At 65.0% G+C, this 15,244-nt stretch carries 11 protein-coding genes; 4 read left to right on the top strand and 7 right to left on the bottom strand.

The window, feature by feature from the left end:
* Positions 1–240: 240 nt before the first annotated feature.
* The 7 genes from A9K71_RS15075 to A9K71_RS15045 form a co-directional block, all read right to left on the bottom strand.
* A complete protein-coding gene (locus A9K71_RS15075) occupies positions 241–1,740 on the bottom strand; it encodes an efflux transporter outer membrane subunit (RefSeq protein WP_066996906.1) in 1,500 nt (499 codons plus the stop codon).
* 12 nt (positions 1,741–1,752) lie between these two features.
* Positions 1,753–4,896: an efflux RND transporter permease subunit gene (locus tag A9K71_RS15070; protein WP_066996903.1), complete on the bottom strand. Its 3,144-nt coding sequence runs from the start codon at positions 4,894–4,896 to the stop codon at positions 1,753–1,755.
* A 4-nt stretch (positions 4,897–4,900) separates the two neighbouring features.
* Positions 4,901–6,193, bottom strand: coding sequence for an efflux RND transporter periplasmic adaptor subunit (locus tag A9K71_RS15065; protein WP_082980532.1), 1,293 nt, complete (start codon positions 6,191–6,193; stop codon positions 4,901–4,903).
* Complete coding sequence (locus A9K71_RS15060; RefSeq protein ID WP_066996900.1) at positions 6,177–9,323, bottom strand: efflux RND transporter permease subunit; 3,147 nt, start codon at positions 9,321–9,323, stop codon at positions 6,177–6,179. Before A9K71_RS15060 ends, A9K71_RS15065 begins: the two co-directional genes overlap by 17 nt.
* A complete protein-coding gene (locus A9K71_RS15055) occupies positions 9,320–10,459 on the bottom strand; it encodes an efflux RND transporter periplasmic adaptor subunit (RefSeq protein WP_210180296.1) in 1,140 nt (379 codons plus the stop codon). Before A9K71_RS15055 ends, A9K71_RS15060 begins: the two co-directional genes overlap by 4 nt.
* Positions 10,452–10,667 carry a hypothetical protein gene (locus A9K71_RS15050; protein ID WP_245299633.1) on the bottom strand — a complete coding sequence of 72 codons (216 nt, stop codon included), beginning with the start codon at positions 10,665–10,667 and terminating at the stop codon, positions 10,452–10,454. The genes A9K71_RS15055 and A9K71_RS15050 overlap by 8 nt, the downstream gene beginning before the upstream one ends.
* Before the next feature lie 94 nt (positions 10,668–10,761).
* Complete coding sequence (locus A9K71_RS15045; protein WP_066996894.1) at positions 10,762–11,445, bottom strand: hypothetical protein; 684 nt, start codon at positions 11,443–11,445, stop codon at positions 10,762–10,764.
* A gap of 212 nt (positions 11,446–11,657) precedes the next feature.
* Here A9K71_RS15045 and A9K71_RS15040 point away from each other — a divergent pair, with 212 nt between their 5' ends.
* From A9K71_RS15040 to A9K71_RS15025, 4 genes are all read left to right on the top strand, one after another.
* On the top strand, positions 11,658–12,383 hold the full coding sequence (locus A9K71_RS15040; RefSeq protein ID WP_066996891.1) for a response regulator: 726 nt from the start codon (positions 11,658–11,660) through the stop codon (positions 12,381–12,383).
* The gene (locus tag A9K71_RS15035) at positions 12,380–13,624 is read left to right on the top strand and encodes an ATP-binding protein (protein ID WP_066996888.1); all 1,245 of its coding nucleotides are present in this window, start codon (positions 12,380–12,382) and stop codon (positions 13,622–13,624) included. The genes A9K71_RS15040 and A9K71_RS15035 overlap by 4 nt, the downstream gene beginning before the upstream one ends.
* A gap of 120 nt (positions 13,625–13,744) precedes the next feature.
* Positions 13,745–14,131, top strand: coding sequence for an acetylxylan esterase (locus A9K71_RS15030; protein ID WP_245299632.1), 387 nt, complete (start codon positions 13,745–13,747; stop codon positions 14,129–14,131).
* Positions 14,132–14,490: 359 nt separating this feature from the next.
* Positions 14,491–15,123: a tyrosine-type recombinase/integrase gene (locus tag A9K71_RS15025; protein WP_066996882.1), complete on the top strand. Its 633-nt coding sequence runs from the start codon at positions 14,491–14,493 to the stop codon at positions 15,121–15,123.
* The last annotated feature ends 121 nt before the right edge of the window (positions 15,124–15,244 follow it).

Here is a 15,244-nt window from a genome sequence, read left to right as displayed (position 1 = left end):
TGCGACTTGGACGATATCTGCCGCAGCCCGATTAAGGCAGGCGCTCGCCATTTCGCGACGCGGCGAAGCTTCTGGTCCGCGATACCCTCCGATCCAGCTATTCGTACCGACCGTTTTCGCCTGCCGGAACAACGTTGTTCGAAACATATGCGGAAATCACGTCTGCCATGAGTTCCAAAATTGCATCTTTCGAGGCGTCGTCGGTCATTTCTCTCTCCTCTGATTGACCGTGCATCTTGTTCACTGCGCCACGGCTCTCGACGCGAAGCGTGGCCCAGTCGTGACATCGATGATCTCGGGTGTCGTGCTGTCGACGACGCCGTCCCAGCCGCCGCCGAGCGCCTTGTTCAATGCTATATAGTCGGTGGCGATCGACACTCGGCTTTGGAGCAGAGTGTCGTCGGCTGAGTAGGCCGATCGCTCGGCATCCAGCACATCGAGAAGGCTCGTCTCGCCCGCCTTGTAGAGCGTCCTTTCCAGCCGCGCGGCTTCGCCATAGGATTTCGCGGAAGCGGCGAGCCTGCCGTTTCTGATGCGCTCCTGCGATAGTGAAACCGTTGAGTTCTCCACGTCTTCCAGCGCGGTCAGCACGGCGGCCTTGTATGCAATGAAGTACTGGTCGCGCTGGGCTTTGGCGACGTCGACGGCCGCCCGCAACTGGCCGCCGTTAAACAGCGGCACGCTGAGCGACGGACCGAACGACCAGCCGATGGTGGAGTTCTTGCCGAGATCGCCGAGCTTGAGGGATGTGGTGCTGATGTCGCCGGTCAGGCTGACGCTCGGATAGCGCGCCGCCTCGGCCTGGCCGATCTTGGCGGTGGACTGCGCATACTGCCGCTCAGCCATGCGCACGTCCGGACGGGTGAGCAGGATGTCGGCCGGGATGCCGGTCGGGATCGGCAGGCGGGGCGCTGGGATCGGCTTGGTGCGCTTCAGCCGCTCGGTAAGGGCCGCCGGCGGCCGGCCAGTCAGCACCGAAAGCCGGTGCACGGCTTCGGCGTAGCTTGCTTCCAGCGTCGGAATCTCCGCTTCCGTGCTGCTTGCCTGTCCCATGGCCTTGGCGACATCTGCCGCCGTCGCGGTGCCGGCCAGGGCCATCGTGCTGGTAAGCTCGGCGGTCTGCCTTTGTGACGCAGCCGAGCGCCGGGCCAGCGCGACGCGGGTCTGATAGCCGCGTGCCTGGATATAGTTGGAGGCGACATCACCGACCAAGGTCAGAAGGGTCGATCGCAGGTGTTCCTCGGAAGCGTCGACGCCATAGCTGGCGGCCTCGACGCCGCGGCGGTTCGCGCCGAAGAGGTCGAGTTCCCAGCTGGCATCGAAGCCTGCCTGGTACTGGTCATAGGTTGTGCTGGTTGCCGTGCCCGAGCTGGTTGCTGCGGTCCTATTGCGGGTAGCCGAGGCCGAACCCTCGGCGGATGGTAGCAACTTGCCCACCGACTGGCGGTAGCTTGCCCGCGCCTCGCGGATTTTGGCCTTGGCGGTCGCGACATCGAGATTGCCGGCGACCGCTTCCTCCACGAGCGCGTTCAACTCGGGATCGCGCAGGCGCTGCCACCATTGCGACAGCTGCACCGGCTTAGCCGGCTTCACCGCCTTCTGCCCGCTCCAACTCGCTGGCATTGCCAGAAGAGACTTCTGGTAATCCGGACCGACGACGCATCCCGAGAGCAGGGCAGCGGCAAACGCGGGCAAAAGAAGCCCCTTCGCGGTCGCGAGACCGCGTTCAAAACCTGGCATGGAAAGAAACCTCTATTCTTGAGTGGCTGTGGCTGGGGTCCCGTCCGTATCCTGCTTGGTCGCCTTGCCCTTGAAGATGCGGCGCACCCTGACGAAGAGAAGCGGCACCAGGAAGACGCCGATCACGGTCGCCGCGATCATGCCGCCCATCACGCCGATGCCGACCGAGTTCTGCGCGCCCGAGCCCGCGCCGCTGGCGATCGCCAGTGGTGTGACGCCGAGGATGAAGGCCAGCGACGTCATCAGGATGGGCCTCAGGCGCTGTCGCGCCGCTTCGAGCGTTGCTTCGACCAGGCCCATGCCTGCCGCCTGCCGCTCAATGGCGAACTCGACGATGAGGATGGCGTTCTTCGAGGCAAGGCCGATCGTGGTGAGCAGGCCGACCTTGAAATAGACGTCGTTGGTCTGGCCAAAGAGGGTGGCCGCCGCCAGCGCACCGAAGATGCCGATCGGCACCGACAGCATCACCGCGAAGGGGATCGACCAGCTTTCGTAAAGCGCGGCAAGGCACAGGAACACGACCAGCGCCGAAATCGCGTAGAGCGACATCGCCTGGTTGCCGGAAAGCTTCTCCTGATGCGACAGGCCGGTCCATTCATGCGAATATCCGGCGGGCAGTTGCGCGACCAGCCTGTCGATCTCGTCCATCGCCGCGCCTGAGCTTTGGCCGGCGGCCGCGGCGCCCTGGATCTCGACCGCCGCCGAGCCGTTGTAGCGTTCGAGGCGGGGCGATCCGTAGGTCCAGTGGCTGGAGGCGAAGGCCGAGAACGGCACCATGGCGCCGCTGGAGTTGCGGACCTGCCATTTGTCGAGATCTTCCGGTTGCATACGGAAATCCGCGTCCGACTGCAGATAGACCGGCTTGACCCGTCCCCGATCGATAAAGTCGTTGACGTAGTCGCTGCCCCAGGCGCTCGACAGCGTGTTGTTGATGTCGGCGAGGCTGATGCCCAGCGCGCTGGCCTTTTCCTGGTCGATATCGACCGAAAATTGCGGCTGGTCCTCCTGGCCGTTGGGGCGTGTGTTGGCGAGCAGCGTGCTCTTCCCGGCCAAGCCGAGCAACTGGTTGCGCGTCTGGATCAACGCCTCATGGCCGGCGCCATTGACATCCTGGAGGTAGAAATCGAAGCCGTTGGTGTTGCCGAAACCCTGGATTGCCGGTGGGGCGAGGGCGAAGACTTGGGCATCCCTGATCTTGGAGAAGGCGGCCATGGCGCGGCCGGCGACCGCAGACACGGAAAGAGCCTTGGTCTTGCGCTGGTCGAAATCCTTCATCCGCACGAAGGCGATGCCGACATTCTGCCCGGAGCCGCCGAAGCCGAAGCCGGAAGCCGTGAACACGCCTTCGACCGCGTCCTTCTCCTCGTTGAGATAGTGGTCGGTCACCTGAGCCAGCACGCGCTGGGTGCGGTCCTGCGTCGCGCCGGCCGGCAGTGAAGCGCTGGTGATCAGGATGCCCTGATCCTCATCCGGCAGGAACGAGCTCGGCAGACGGGCGAACATCCAGCCCATGGCAACGACGATGGCGAGGAACACGGCAAGGAAGCGCCAGGAACGGTTGATGATGCCGTGCGAGCCGTCGCGGTAGGCGATGGTGCTGCGATCGAACATGCGGTTGAACCAGCCGAACGGACCCCTTTGCGTCGCATGGTCCTTGGCCGGGCGCAGGATGGTGGCGCAGAGCGCCGGCGTCAGCACCAGTGCCACCAGCACCGAGAGCACCATCGCCGAGACGATGGTGACCGAGAACTGCCGGTAGATGATGCCGGTGGATCCGCCGAAGAAGGCCATCGGCACGAACACGGCCGACAGCACGGTGGCGATGCCGATCAGCGCGCCGGTGATCTCGTTCATCGATTTGCGCGTAGCCTCCTTCGGCGGCAGGCCTTCCTCGTGCATGACGCGCTCGACATTCTCGACCACGACGATGGCGTCGTCGACGAGCAGGCCGATGGCCAAAACCATGGCGAACATGGTGAGCGTGTTGATCGAATAGCCGAAGAAGGAGAGCACGCCGAATGTGCCGAGCAGCACCACCGGCACGGCGATCGTCGGAACGATGGTGGCGCGCAGGTTCTGCAGGAAAAGCAACATCACCAGGAACACCAGCACGATCGCTTCGGCGAGCGTCTTCACCACTTCCTCGATCGAAAGCCGCACGAAGGGTGAAGTGTCATACGGGTAAACAACCTCGACGCCTTGCGGGAAGGTCGAGCTCAGGCGATTGATCGTCGTGCGTACAGCTTCCGCCGTGCTGATCGCGTTCGCGCCGGTCGCCAGGCTGATGGCGACGCCGGCGGCCGGCTTGCCGTTGTAATGGGCTTGGGTGGTGTAGCTTTCGGCGCCGATCTCGACCTTGGCAACATCGTTCAGCCGCACCAGCGAGCCGTCGGTATTGCTCTTCAGGATGATGTTGCGGAACTGCTCGGCGGTCTGCAGCCGGCTCTTCGCCGTCACCGTGGCGTTGAGCTGTTGGCCCTTGCGCGCCGGGAGCCCGCCGAGCTGGCCGGCCGAGACCTGCGTGTTCTGCGCCTCGACGGCCGTGGCGACATCGCTCGGCATCAGCGCGTATTGCGCTAGTTTGTCCGGGTTGAGCCAGATGCGCATGGCATAGCCGGAGCCGAAAAGCTGCGTCGAGCCGACGCCTTCGACACGCTTCAGCGTGTCGTTGACGGTTGAGTCGACATAGTCCGCGAGGTCGGTCGAGTTCATCTTGCCGTCGCTGGAGACGAAGCCGATGACCATCAGGAAGCCGGTCGAGGATTTGGAGACGGTGATGCCGTTGTTCTGGACGACCTGCGGCAGCTGCGACTGCACCAGCTGCAGCTTGTTCTGCGTCTGCACCTGGGCGGTGTCCGCGTTGGCGCCGCTGGTGAAGGTCAGCGTGATCGAGGCCTGTCCGGTCGAGGTCGACGTCGCCGTCATATAGTCGAGATTGTCGATACCGGTCATGCCCTGTTCGATGACCTTGGTCACCGAGTTCTCGACGGTCTGGGCGTCGGCGCCGGGGTAGGTGGCGCTGATGTTGACGGTGGTGGGAGCGATCTGCGGGTATTGCGAGATCGGCAGCGACTGCAGCGCCAAGAGGCCGCCCAGCATGATCACGATGGCGATCACCCAGGCGAAGATCGGCCGGTTGATGAAGAATCCCGACATCGCTTCAGTTCCCGGTTGCGCCAGAGGCCGGCTGCTTGGCGGCACCGGCGGCATTGCCGCCGGTGGCGGTCGCCGAGGCGGAGCTCTGCTTGCGGTCCTTGATCTCGCCGGTCATTTCGTCGATCGTCACTTCGACCGCTGTCGCGTCGCCTCCGGCGCGCACCAGCTGCAGGCCCTCGACGATGACGCGGTCGCCGTCGCCGACGCCCGAATCCACCAGCCAGTTGTTGCCGACGCCGTTGCGCACGCTGAGCACGCGCTGCTCGACCTTGCCCTGGGCATTGACGACCATGGCCGCCGCCTGGCCCTTGGGGTCGCGGGTGACGCCCCGCTGCGGCACCAGGAAGCTGTTTTGGGCGACGCCTTCCTCAACGATGGCGCGCACATACATGCCAGGCAGCAGCAGGCGGTCGGGATTGGGGAACTGGGCTCTGAGCGCGAAGGTGCCGGTCGACTGGTCGACATTGGCGCCGGCGAACTCCAGCTTGCCGTTCTGCGCGTAGATGGCGCCGTTGTCGAGCTTCAGCTTGACGCTGACATTGGTCCCGCTGAATTTCAGCCGGCCTTCGTTGATCGCCTGGCGCAGATTGAGCAGGTTGGTGCTGGACTGCGTGACATCGACATTGATCGGATCGAGCGAGCGAATGGTGGTCAGCACCGTTTCCTGGTTGGCGGTGACCAGCGCGCCCGGCGTCAGCGAGGATTTGTCGATGCGCCCGGCGATCGGCGCGGTGATCGAGGTGCGATCGAGGCTGATCTTGGCGGTTTCGACGCTGGCTTTGGCGGCTGCGACGTCGGCCTGCGCCTGCGCCAGCGTCGCGGCGGCATCATCGTAATCCTGCTTCGAGACGACGTTCTGCTTCAGCAGCCCGGCATAGCGGTCGAACTTGGCCTGGGCGGTGGGCACCGCGGCTTCAGCCTTCTGCTGCGTCGCGACGGCGCTGTCATAGGCGGCCTGATAGCTCGCCGGGTCGATGACGTAGAGCGGCTGCCCCGCCACCACCTCGGCGCCTTCCTGGAACAGCCGCTGCCGGATGATGCCGTCGACCTGCGGGCGTACCTCGGCCACTAGCGAGGCAGCGGTCCGGCCCGGCAGCTCGGCGGTGATCGCGACCGATTGCGGATGCAGGGTGACGACGCCGACCTCAGGCCTGCCGGCGCCTCCCATGCCGGCGGGCACCTGGCTCTTCTCCTGCGAGCAGGCTGCAAGCAACAGCGCGGCACAAAGCGTTCCTGCCCAGGCAGACAGGCGGCGCGGCCGCGCCAGCGAAAGAGAACGATTAGGCTGGATATGCATTGACAGTTTCTTTCACTGGGGTTGCGGCGCTTGCCTGATCGGTAGCGCCGGGCGCTTCGACCAACAGCTTGCGGAGGTGACGGGCAAGGAACCGCTGGATGTCGTCCATGAAGGTATAGACGACCGGCACATAGACGAGGCTGAGCACGGTCGAGGAGAGGAGCCCGCCGATGACGGCGATTGCCATCGGCGCACGCGTCTCGGCGTCGGCGCCGATGCCGAGCGCGATCGGCAGCATGCCGGCGCCCATGGCGATCGATGTCATGACGATGGGGCGAGCTCGCTTGCGGGCAGCGTCGAGCAGCGCCTCGAAGCGGCTCATGCCGTGCTCCTTCTCGGCGACGAGAGCATACTCGACGAGCAGGATCGAGTTCTTGGCCGCGATGCCCATCAGCATCAGTATGCCGATCAACGGTGAGATGCCGAGCGCCTTGCCGGTAATGAGCAGGAAACCAAGCGCGCCGCCGACCGACAGCGGCAACGCGACCAGGATGGTCACCGGCTGCACGAAGCTGCGGAAGAGCAGCACCAGCGTCAGGTACATCAGGATGATGCCGGCGGCGATTGCGGTGGCGAAGCCGGAAAACAGTTCCTGCATACGTTGGGCATCGCCGCGCGCAAGCTCATGCACGCCGGCAGGCAGGCTTTTCATGATCGGCAGCGCGCGAATGGCGGTGGTCGCCTGGCCGAGCGTCAGGCCGGAAAGATCGGCCTCGACCGTGGCGCTGCGGCTTCTCTCGACACGGGTGATGCTGTTGGGGCCGGCGTTGAAGCCGATATCGGCGACGGCGCCGAGCGGCACCGTGCCCCTGCTGCCGGTCAGCGGCAGCATGGCGAGCTTCGCCGGATCATCAATGGCGCCGTCGGGCACGGTGACGACGATCGACACCTGACGGTCGCCGAGATTGAATTTCGCCAGGCTGGTGTCGGTGTCGCCGATGGTGGCGATCTTCACCGTCGCGGCGATCTCGGTCGGCGTGACGCCAAGCTCGGCCGCCTTGGCGCTGTCGGGCCGCACGATCAGCTCAGGCTTGGTGGTGGCCGCGGTCGAGGTCGGATTGATTAGCCCGCGAACCGATTTCATGCCGTCGATCAGCGCGTTGCTCGCCCTCTCCAGGGCCGCGCCATCGTCGCCGACCAGCGTGATCGACACCTTGGCGCCGGCGAAGCCGTCGGCGCCGAACTGAATGCGGGCGCCGGGGATGTCGTTGAGCCGAGGCGAGGCCTCGGCCTCGAACTGCTGCTGGCTTATCCTCCGCTCACCGCGCGGCCTGAGGTTGACCGTGACGGTCGCGGTGCGCACTTCGCCCGAGCTCGAGCTTTGGTTAGGACCGCCGCCCGAAGAAGCAGCCGTGCCGATCGTGGCAAACACGCTGTCGACGGCCGGCTCCTTCTCTAGCCGCCTGGTGATGTCCTGCACCACCGCCGTGGTCTGCTCGATGGTCGAGCCGGGCTGCAACTCGACCGAGATCATCGAGCGGCCGCGGTCGGCCGCCGCCATGAACTCGGTCGGCAGCCGGGTCGCCAGCAGCATCGAACCGGCGAAGAAGGCAATACCGGCCAGCAATGTGATCCAGCGGTAATCGAGCGCGTTGCGCAGCAGCCACAGATACGTCGGCACCCAGGCAGGCGTATCGTCCTCGTCATGGCCGCCGGCGCGCACCAGATAGGCGCCCATCAGTGGGGTGAGCATGCGCGCCACCAAGAGCGAAAACAGCACCGAAACGCAGACGGCGACGGCGAAGGAGAAGAAGAACTTGCCGGGAATGCCGGGCATGAAGGCAACGGGCAGGAACACGGCGACGATGGTCGCGGTGGTCGCCACAACGGCGAGGCCGATCTCGTCGGCCGCTTCGATTGCCGCCTGGTAGGCGCTGATGCCAGTCTGGCGCATATGGCGCACGATGTTCTCGATCTCGACGATGGCATCGTCGACAAGGATGCCGACGACCAGCGAAAGCGCCAGCAGCGTGATGTTGTTGAGCGAGATGTTGAAGGCCGCCATCACCGCGAAGGTCGGGATCAGCGACAGAGGCATCGCCACCGCCGAGACCAGCGTTGCCCTGATGTCGCGCAGGAACAGCCAGACCACGCCGATAGCGAGCAGCGCGCCCAGCCATAGAGCTTCGAAGGCGGCGTCGTAGCTTTCCTGGACGAAGCCGGACGAGGAGGTGACTTCGGTGAACTTCGCGACGCTGGTCTTGGCGCCCATTTCGGCGATCGCGGCGCGGGCGGCCTTGACCACGTCGATCTCGCTCGAGCCGACCGATCTGTAGACATTGAAGGCGACGACCTGCCTGCCGTCGAGATAGGCGGCCTGGCGCGGCTTTTCCCAGCTGTCGACGACAGTGCCGAGGTCGGAGAGCTTGACATCGCCCGCGCCGCTCAGCGCGATGCGTGTGTCGGCCAGCGCCTCCACGGTCGTTGCGCTGGCGAGCGTGCGCACCGACTGCTCCTGGCCGCCGATATTGGCGCGGCCGCCCGGCTGGTTGACGTTGTTGGAGGCGAGCGTCTGGCTGACATCGCCGGCGCTGATGCCGAGAGCGGCAAGCCGGTCGGGATCGAGCTCGACGCGGATGACGCGATCGACGCCGCCGGAACGGGTGATCTTGGAGACGCCGTCGACGCCGAGCAGGACCTTGGCGACGTCATTGTCGATGTACCAGCTCAGCGCGTCGGGCGACATGGTCGGCGCCTCGACGACGAAGGTGAGCACCGAATTGCCGGTTGCGTTGACCTTCGCCACGACCGGCGTCTGGGCCGCGGCCGGCAGGCTGGACTGCACGCCGGAGACGGCGTTGCGGACATCGTTGGTCGCGGTCTCGGGGTCGGTGCCGAGGGTGAATTCGATGGTGGTGACGGAAGAGCCCTCGCTGATCGAGGTCGAGACATCGTCGACTGCTTCGAGAGTCGCGACCGCGTTCTCGATGACGCGCGCGACCTGGACTTCCATTTCGCTCGGCGCTGCGCCCGGCTGCGCCACCGTGACGGTGACGGTCGGCAGGTCGATGTCGGGCATATTGTTGGTGCGCAGCTGCATGAAGCCGTAAACGCCGGCAACGCTGAGCGACAGGAACAGCACGATGGTCGGAACCGGATTGCGGATCGACCAGGAGGAGATGGCGTTCATTGCGCGGGCTCCGCCGTGCTCGCAGCATCGGCCGCTTTCGTCTCGTCGGCGGCGACACGCACCAGATTGCCGTCGTTGAGGAAGCCGGCGCCGGCGACGACGACGCGGTCGCCTTCCGCCAAGCCGTTTTCGATGGCGACGCGGCCGTTCTGGCGCGTGCCCGTGACGATTGGACGCTCGGTGACCTTGCCGTCATCGCCGACGACTAACACAGTCGGTTTGCCGGCATGCCAGACCAAGGCCCTTTCGGCGACGGTCAGCTGCCGGGACGCAGCCGTCTCGATCGTGACGCGGGCGAACATGCCGGGCTTAAGGCCCGAGCCTTCGCCGACGGCGACATAGACGGTGGCGAGCCGGGTGGTCGCGTTGACCGTCTCGGCTACCTGGGAAACACTGCCGGAAAAGGCGCGGCCGGATGCATCGACGATGTTCGCCGGCTGACCGGCCGAGATTGCCGTCAGGACCTTTTCAGGGACAAGGACGCCGACCTCCAGCCTGCCGTCGCGGACGATCTTCATCAGCTCGGTACCGGCCTGGACGATGGAGCCTGTCACAGCCGGCTTGCTGGAGACGATGCCGTCGAACGGGGCACGGATCGTCGTCCTATCGAGTTGAGCCTGTAGCCGCTCGGCCGCGGCTTGGGCCTGATCGACGCCGGCCTTGCCGGTCTTGACGGCGGTCGCCTTGTCCTCGGCGGTTTCAACGCTGACGACGTTGCTGGCGAGCAGCTTGTTGGCTCGCGCGGCGGCCGACAGCGCCGAGTCGAGCGTGGCCTGAGCTTGCTCGACGGCTGCCTTCTGCTCGGCGAGCTGTGCCTTGAGCAGCAAGTCGTCCAACCGCGCGACGACATCGCCGGCTTTCACATGATCGCCCTCGGCCACCAGAACCTCGGTCAGGCGCAGGCCGCTTTCTTCGGCGCCGATCGTCGCTTCCTGCCATGCAGCCACCGTGCCGGTTGCGCTGACCGACGATGTCACCGTCTGGGGGACCACCTTCTCCACCGAAACGGTGAGCGTCGCTGCCGGCGCAGGCGTCTGCGCCGCCGGCTCGGGCGTGGCGCGGCCATAAGCCTTGAGCGCTGCGACGGCCGCCAGCGCGACCAGCAAGGCCGCCAGAAGAAGATGTCTTTTACGCAATTTTGCGGTCATGATTTTCAGTGTTTGAAGACGAGATCGGAAGCGGCAGGCGGTAGGCGGCGAAGCTCAACCGGATCGCCCCTTTCAGCGCCTGCTTCGACAGGATCTGTTGCCTGGCACCGGCACCGGAGCGGATCGGCAAGGGCGAGCCCCGCGAGGTAAGCAGCCGCAGCATCATCAGGGTTTCCCACATCATCATGCGCTCCATGCTTGACGGCGGTCGCGCGGACGCGTCCGCCAATTCGCAAGAGAACCGGCCGGCCCGTGAACGGGTGGATCAGCGGACCGGCCGGCGCAGACGGTCAGAGTTGCTCGCCATTCCGGGGTAGGGGTGGCTGAAGCTGTCCGTGCGGACCTCCGGGGCCGGCTGCGTCGTCCGGCGGATTGCCCCATGGACCGGGGGGCGGGCCGTGCGGCCGATCCGCCGAAGCGAGGATTTCGAGCTGTTCGGGCGTCAGCTTGGTGCGCAGCACGGCGATCGCATCCTTCAGCTTGGCGGCCGAAGCCGCGCGTTTGGTGACCTCGTCGGCCAGGCGTTCCTGGAAGGCGAAGGGATCGCGTTGCGCCTGGCCGGGGCCGCCGGGGGAATCCGGCCCGCCCGCCTCGGGACCGCTGGGAGTGCCGGGGCCACGGTCGAACCGCGAAGGCGCCAGCACCGCCTGCAGCGCGCTGGTATAGTCGCGCCAGGCATCGAGCTGCCCGGACCGGATGCCGATGCGGGTCTCGAGGGCCGAGAGCCGGGCGGCAAGCATTTCCGGCAGCGGCGGTCCCATGCGGCGGAAGCCGAAGCCTTCCGGCCCTTGCGGCCCGTGCCGCATCGGCCCAGGCGGGCGAGGCCAGGACATCGACCCCGGGCCCGTGTCGTCCTTCTGATTGATGGCCGGCGGCTCGTCGCCCGGTGCGGCGCCGGGATCGGGCTGAGCGGCCAGCACGGGATGGATGGCCGCGACCGAAAACAGGCCGAGCGCCAAGAGTTTGCTTCGCATGACGTGATCCTTTGCTGCATGCTTCGGATGGCTGGAGGATAGGAGACGTCTTTTGCCCCTTCGCGTCGCGGCATTGCCGAAGGTTTCCGGAAAAAGGAGATTTGTTTCCGAATGTTTCCAACGGCTTTGCGGAAACGTTCCGTTGCAATTTTCCGTGCCGCTTGGCGGCGTCGCTCCCTATAATCAGGGACGAAAAGGCAAGCGGGCGAAGAATGCAGACAAAATCCCACATCCTCGTCGTCGACGACGACCGCGAGATCAGGACGCTGCTCGGGCGCTATCTCGACGGACAGGGATTTCGTGTCTCAGTGGCGGCGGACCGGCGCGAATGCGAGCACAAGCTTGGCTCCGGCCAGTTCGACCTCATCGTGCTCGACGTCATGCTGCCTGACGGCTCCGGTCTCGACATCTGCCGGAGCCTGCGGGACCGCAAGCCGCATATCCCGGTCATCCTGCTGACCGCGCTGAAGGAAGATGTCGACCGCATCATCGGGCTGGAGCTCGGCGCCGACGACTACCTCGGCAAGCCGTTCAATCCGCGCGAGCTTACGGCTCGCATCCGGGCGGTGCTCAGGCGCTCGGCGCCGGACGAAGTCGCCCCACCCAAGGTTCGCGTCTATCATTTCGCCGGTTACCGGCTGGAGCCGGACACGCGCAGTGTGATGAACGCCGACGGAACCCTGATCGATCTTACCGGCGCCGAGTTCGACCTGCTGCAGGTCTTTCTCGACCGGCCGGGGCGGCTTTTGTCGCGCGACCAGCTGCTCGATCTGACGCAAGGGCGCGAGCGCGAGCCGCTCGACCGGTCCGTCGACGTGCTGATGAGCCGGCTGCGCCGGAAGTTCGCCGAGGCGGGCGAGGAGAACCTGTTCAAGACCGTGCGCAATGGTGGCTATCAACTGACCGCGCGCGTCGAAACGGCGGAGACCGGGGCATGACCTCGCTGCGCCGGCGGCTGATCATCCTTCTGGTCGTTTCGATCCTGGGCGTGGTCGGGCTTGCCACCTTCGTCGCCGTCAAGGTCCTCGGTGGGCCGTCGCCGGAGCTGACCATGGGGCCGCTGGCGCAACAGATACAGTACATGGTGCAGCTGGTTCCCGGCCATGTGCCGGGCAGCGGCGATGCGCCGGTGACGATCAGCGATCGTCCGGCGCCGGGTTTCGAGGACCGCAAGCACACGCGAGTGCTGAACGACATGCTGCGCCAGAACGGCCTCGATGTTTCGGCCGTCGTCAGCCGCAATGCCGGGCAACCTGGGATGGTCGCCTCTGTCGCGTTGCCCGATCATCGCTATATGATCGTCACTGTCCCCGACTTGGGCCCGCCGCGCGATGTCTGGTATGTTTTCGCCGGCTGGATGGCGCTGATCGTGCTCGGCGCGACGCCGGTGTCGATCTATTTCACCGGCGTGCTGGTGCGGCCGCTCGAAATGCTCGAAGCCGCCGTCAGCAAGATCGGCTCGGACGGGGTGCTGGCGACCTTGCCGGAAAAAGGCTCGGTCGAGGTGAGGGCCACCGCCCATGCGCTCAACGAACTGTCGGCAAGATTGAGAACGGCGATGGAAAGCCGCATGCGGCTGGTGGCCGCCGCTGGCCATGATCTCAGGACGCCGATGACGAGGATGCGGCTCAGGGCGGAATTCCTGGACGAGGATCGCGAGAAATGGCTGAGCGACCTCGACGAGCTCGACCGCATCGCCGACAGCGCCATCCGCCTGGTGCGCGAGGAGGTCAATCAGGACGCGGTCGAGCCGGTGGAACTGGACAGGCTGCTCCGCGATATCGAGGTCGAGATGATCTCGCTCGGCCATGCGGTGACGATCGACCATCTCGACCACGTGTCGGTCAAAGCCGGCGCGCTTGGCTTGCGCCGGGCGCTGCGCAACCTGATCGTCAACGCCGCCACGCATGGCAAGAGCTGCACGGTCTCGCTATCCGGGCAAGGCAACGGAGCGGTTCTCACCATCGCCGACCGCGGCCCCGGCATTCCGCCGGACCTCTTGAACAAAGCCTTCGAGCCGTTCTTCCGGGTCGACCCGGCGCGCATGCAGTTCATTCCCGGCGCCGGGCTGGGGCTGGCGATCGCCAAGGAGATCATCGAGCGTTATGGCGGATCGATAAGGCTTGAGAACAGGCAGGGGGGTGGGCTGGTGCAGACAATCATCTTTTCCCGGGAGTAGAACACGAGCCAACGATACCATCGGCTCCCTCGATAAACATATGATGTCACGTCATCCCGGGCTCGATCTGTCGACAGCACTTACGCGCCACGTTCCAGCCCGGTCTCGCGCGCGCCGGCGGTGGCAGAGCTGGCGCGCCTATCTGTGCAAGAACGTGGGGCTCTGCTCGTCTCGGAAGCGAAGTCTTCGCTGAAGCCGCAATTTGCCCGCAGTATTTCTCCGCCCATGCGCCCTTTCCAGACGTATCGCGAGAAGAAGGCGAAGTCTTTGAAAACGCTATCCTATTTCGACTGCGTCAACTTCGCCCGGCAGTGCAAGGCAGCGGCGCTGTTTTCGGTGGCCCTGATGGACGAAGTCTGCTCGCCCTCTACCGTTTATGGCGCGTTCAATGCCTACGATGGCGAAAAGACCATCGTAGAGTACGAATTCAACAACCATGAAGGCGGGCAGGGCTATCAGGAGCGCGAACAGATGGCGTGGCTGAGCGGGCTGTTCGGTGTCGGCTGACGCGAGCGGCCCAGCACTAAGCGTTTCGCCTCGCAGCGCGCCTCTGCTTGGCCGCGCAATCTAAGCTCCAACGGCTATCAGCCGCCCCTGTTGCTCTACGCGCTTCCATTCTGCAGCAGCACCCGGGCATACGCTTCGAGGGCCTACCCAACCTAGCCGCTCAACGATGCTGAAGCAGCTTTAACAGCCGCCCTGGCCGAGCCCGCGTGGGTTTGGATGGCATCGGCTCCCCTGCTCGGTGTCAGCTTACTCAGTCCTCTGCCCGAGGACCGGACAGGCAGCAAGCGGTCCCCCCAATCCCATCCGAGTCAGTATCTAGCGTTGCTCCCGTGGCCAATCATGGCCGAAGGAGAAACTAAATGGGACATTCTCACTATGACCTCACCGCTCCCGATCGCCGCGCGTGGAACGCGGGCAAGAAGGTCGGAACGAAACGGCCGTTGAAACCTCGACAGATATGGGCGATCCGGTTCTTTCTCGACCGAGAGCGGCGATTGCGCGATCGAGCCCTCTTCGATCTGGCAATCGACAGCAAGTTGCGCGGCTGCGACCTGGTGAAGATCAAGATCGGCACCTTGGTTCTCGGGTCGGAAATTCGTACCCGCGCGATGGTCGTGCAAAAGAAGACAGGCCGACCGGTTCAGTTCGAGTTGATGAGCGATGCTCGCTCCAGTCTTCTCGGATGGTTAGAACGGCGCGGCGGCACGGTCGACGATTATGCGTTCCCGAGCAGGATCGACCCAAAGCGTCACATGAGCACGAGGCAGTATGCCCGCCTCGTGGACGAATGGGTTGTGGCGATCGGACTTCGACCTCAGGAATACGGAACGCATTCGCTGCGGCGTACCAAAGCGTCGATCATTTACAAGACGACAGGTAACCTCCGCGCTGTTCAGATTCTGCTGGGCCACACCAAAATCGAGAACACAGTCCGGTATCTCGGCGTCGATGTAGAAGATGCCCTCGAACTCGCCGAGGCCACGGAAGTCTAACCAGAAGCGGCTCCATTTCCGAGTGGAGCCGCGGATGCTAAGCGCCCGATCTCGGTCGTACACACGTTATGTGGTTATTGCGCAAGAGCCGCCGTTTGAAGAGTGGGCATGTGGCTATTCG

It is taken from the genome of Mesorhizobium sp. WSM3873 (genome assembly GCF_001672445.1).
In the GTDB taxonomy this organism is placed as follows: domain Bacteria; phylum Pseudomonadota; class Alphaproteobacteria; order Rhizobiales; family Rhizobiaceae; genus Mesorhizobium.
Note: the sequence above shows the minus strand (reverse complement) of the source record. Positions and strands in the feature narration are given on the sequence as shown.

Bases quoted from the DNA above. Each gene is read 5' to 3' on its own strand.
- A9K71_RS15050 (WP_245299633.1), bottom strand. From the start codon at position 10,667: ATGGAGCGCATGATGATGTGGGAAACCCTGATGATGCTGCGGCTGCTT.
- A9K71_RS15045 (WP_066996894.1), bottom strand. From the start codon at position 11,445: ATGCGAAGCAAACTCTTGGCGCTCGGCCTGTTTTCGGTCGCGGCCATC.
- A9K71_RS15075 (WP_066996906.1), bottom strand. From the start codon at position 1,740: ATGCCAGGTTTTGAACGCGGTCTCGCGACCGCGAAGGGGCTTCTTTTG.
- A9K71_RS15060 (WP_066996900.1), bottom strand. From the start codon at position 9,323: ATGAACGCCATCTCCTCCTGGTCGATCCGCAATCCGGTTCCGACCATC.
- A9K71_RS15035 (WP_066996888.1), top strand. From the start codon at position 12,380: ATGACCTCGCTGCGCCGGCGGCTGATCATCCTTCTGGTCGTTTCGATC.
- A9K71_RS15025 (WP_066996882.1), top strand. From the start codon at position 14,491: ATGGGACATTCTCACTATGACCTCACCGCTCCCGATCGCCGCGCGTGG.
- A9K71_RS15065 (WP_082980532.1), bottom strand. From the start codon at position 6,193: ATGCATATCCAGCCTAATCGTTCTCTTTCGCTGGCGCGGCCGCGCCGC.
- A9K71_RS15070 (WP_066996903.1), bottom strand. From the start codon at position 4,896: ATGTCGGGATTCTTCATCAACCGGCCGATCTTCGCCTGGGTGATCGCC.
- A9K71_RS15040 (WP_066996891.1), top strand. From the start codon at position 11,658: ATGCAGACAAAATCCCACATCCTCGTCGTCGACGACGACCGCGAGATC.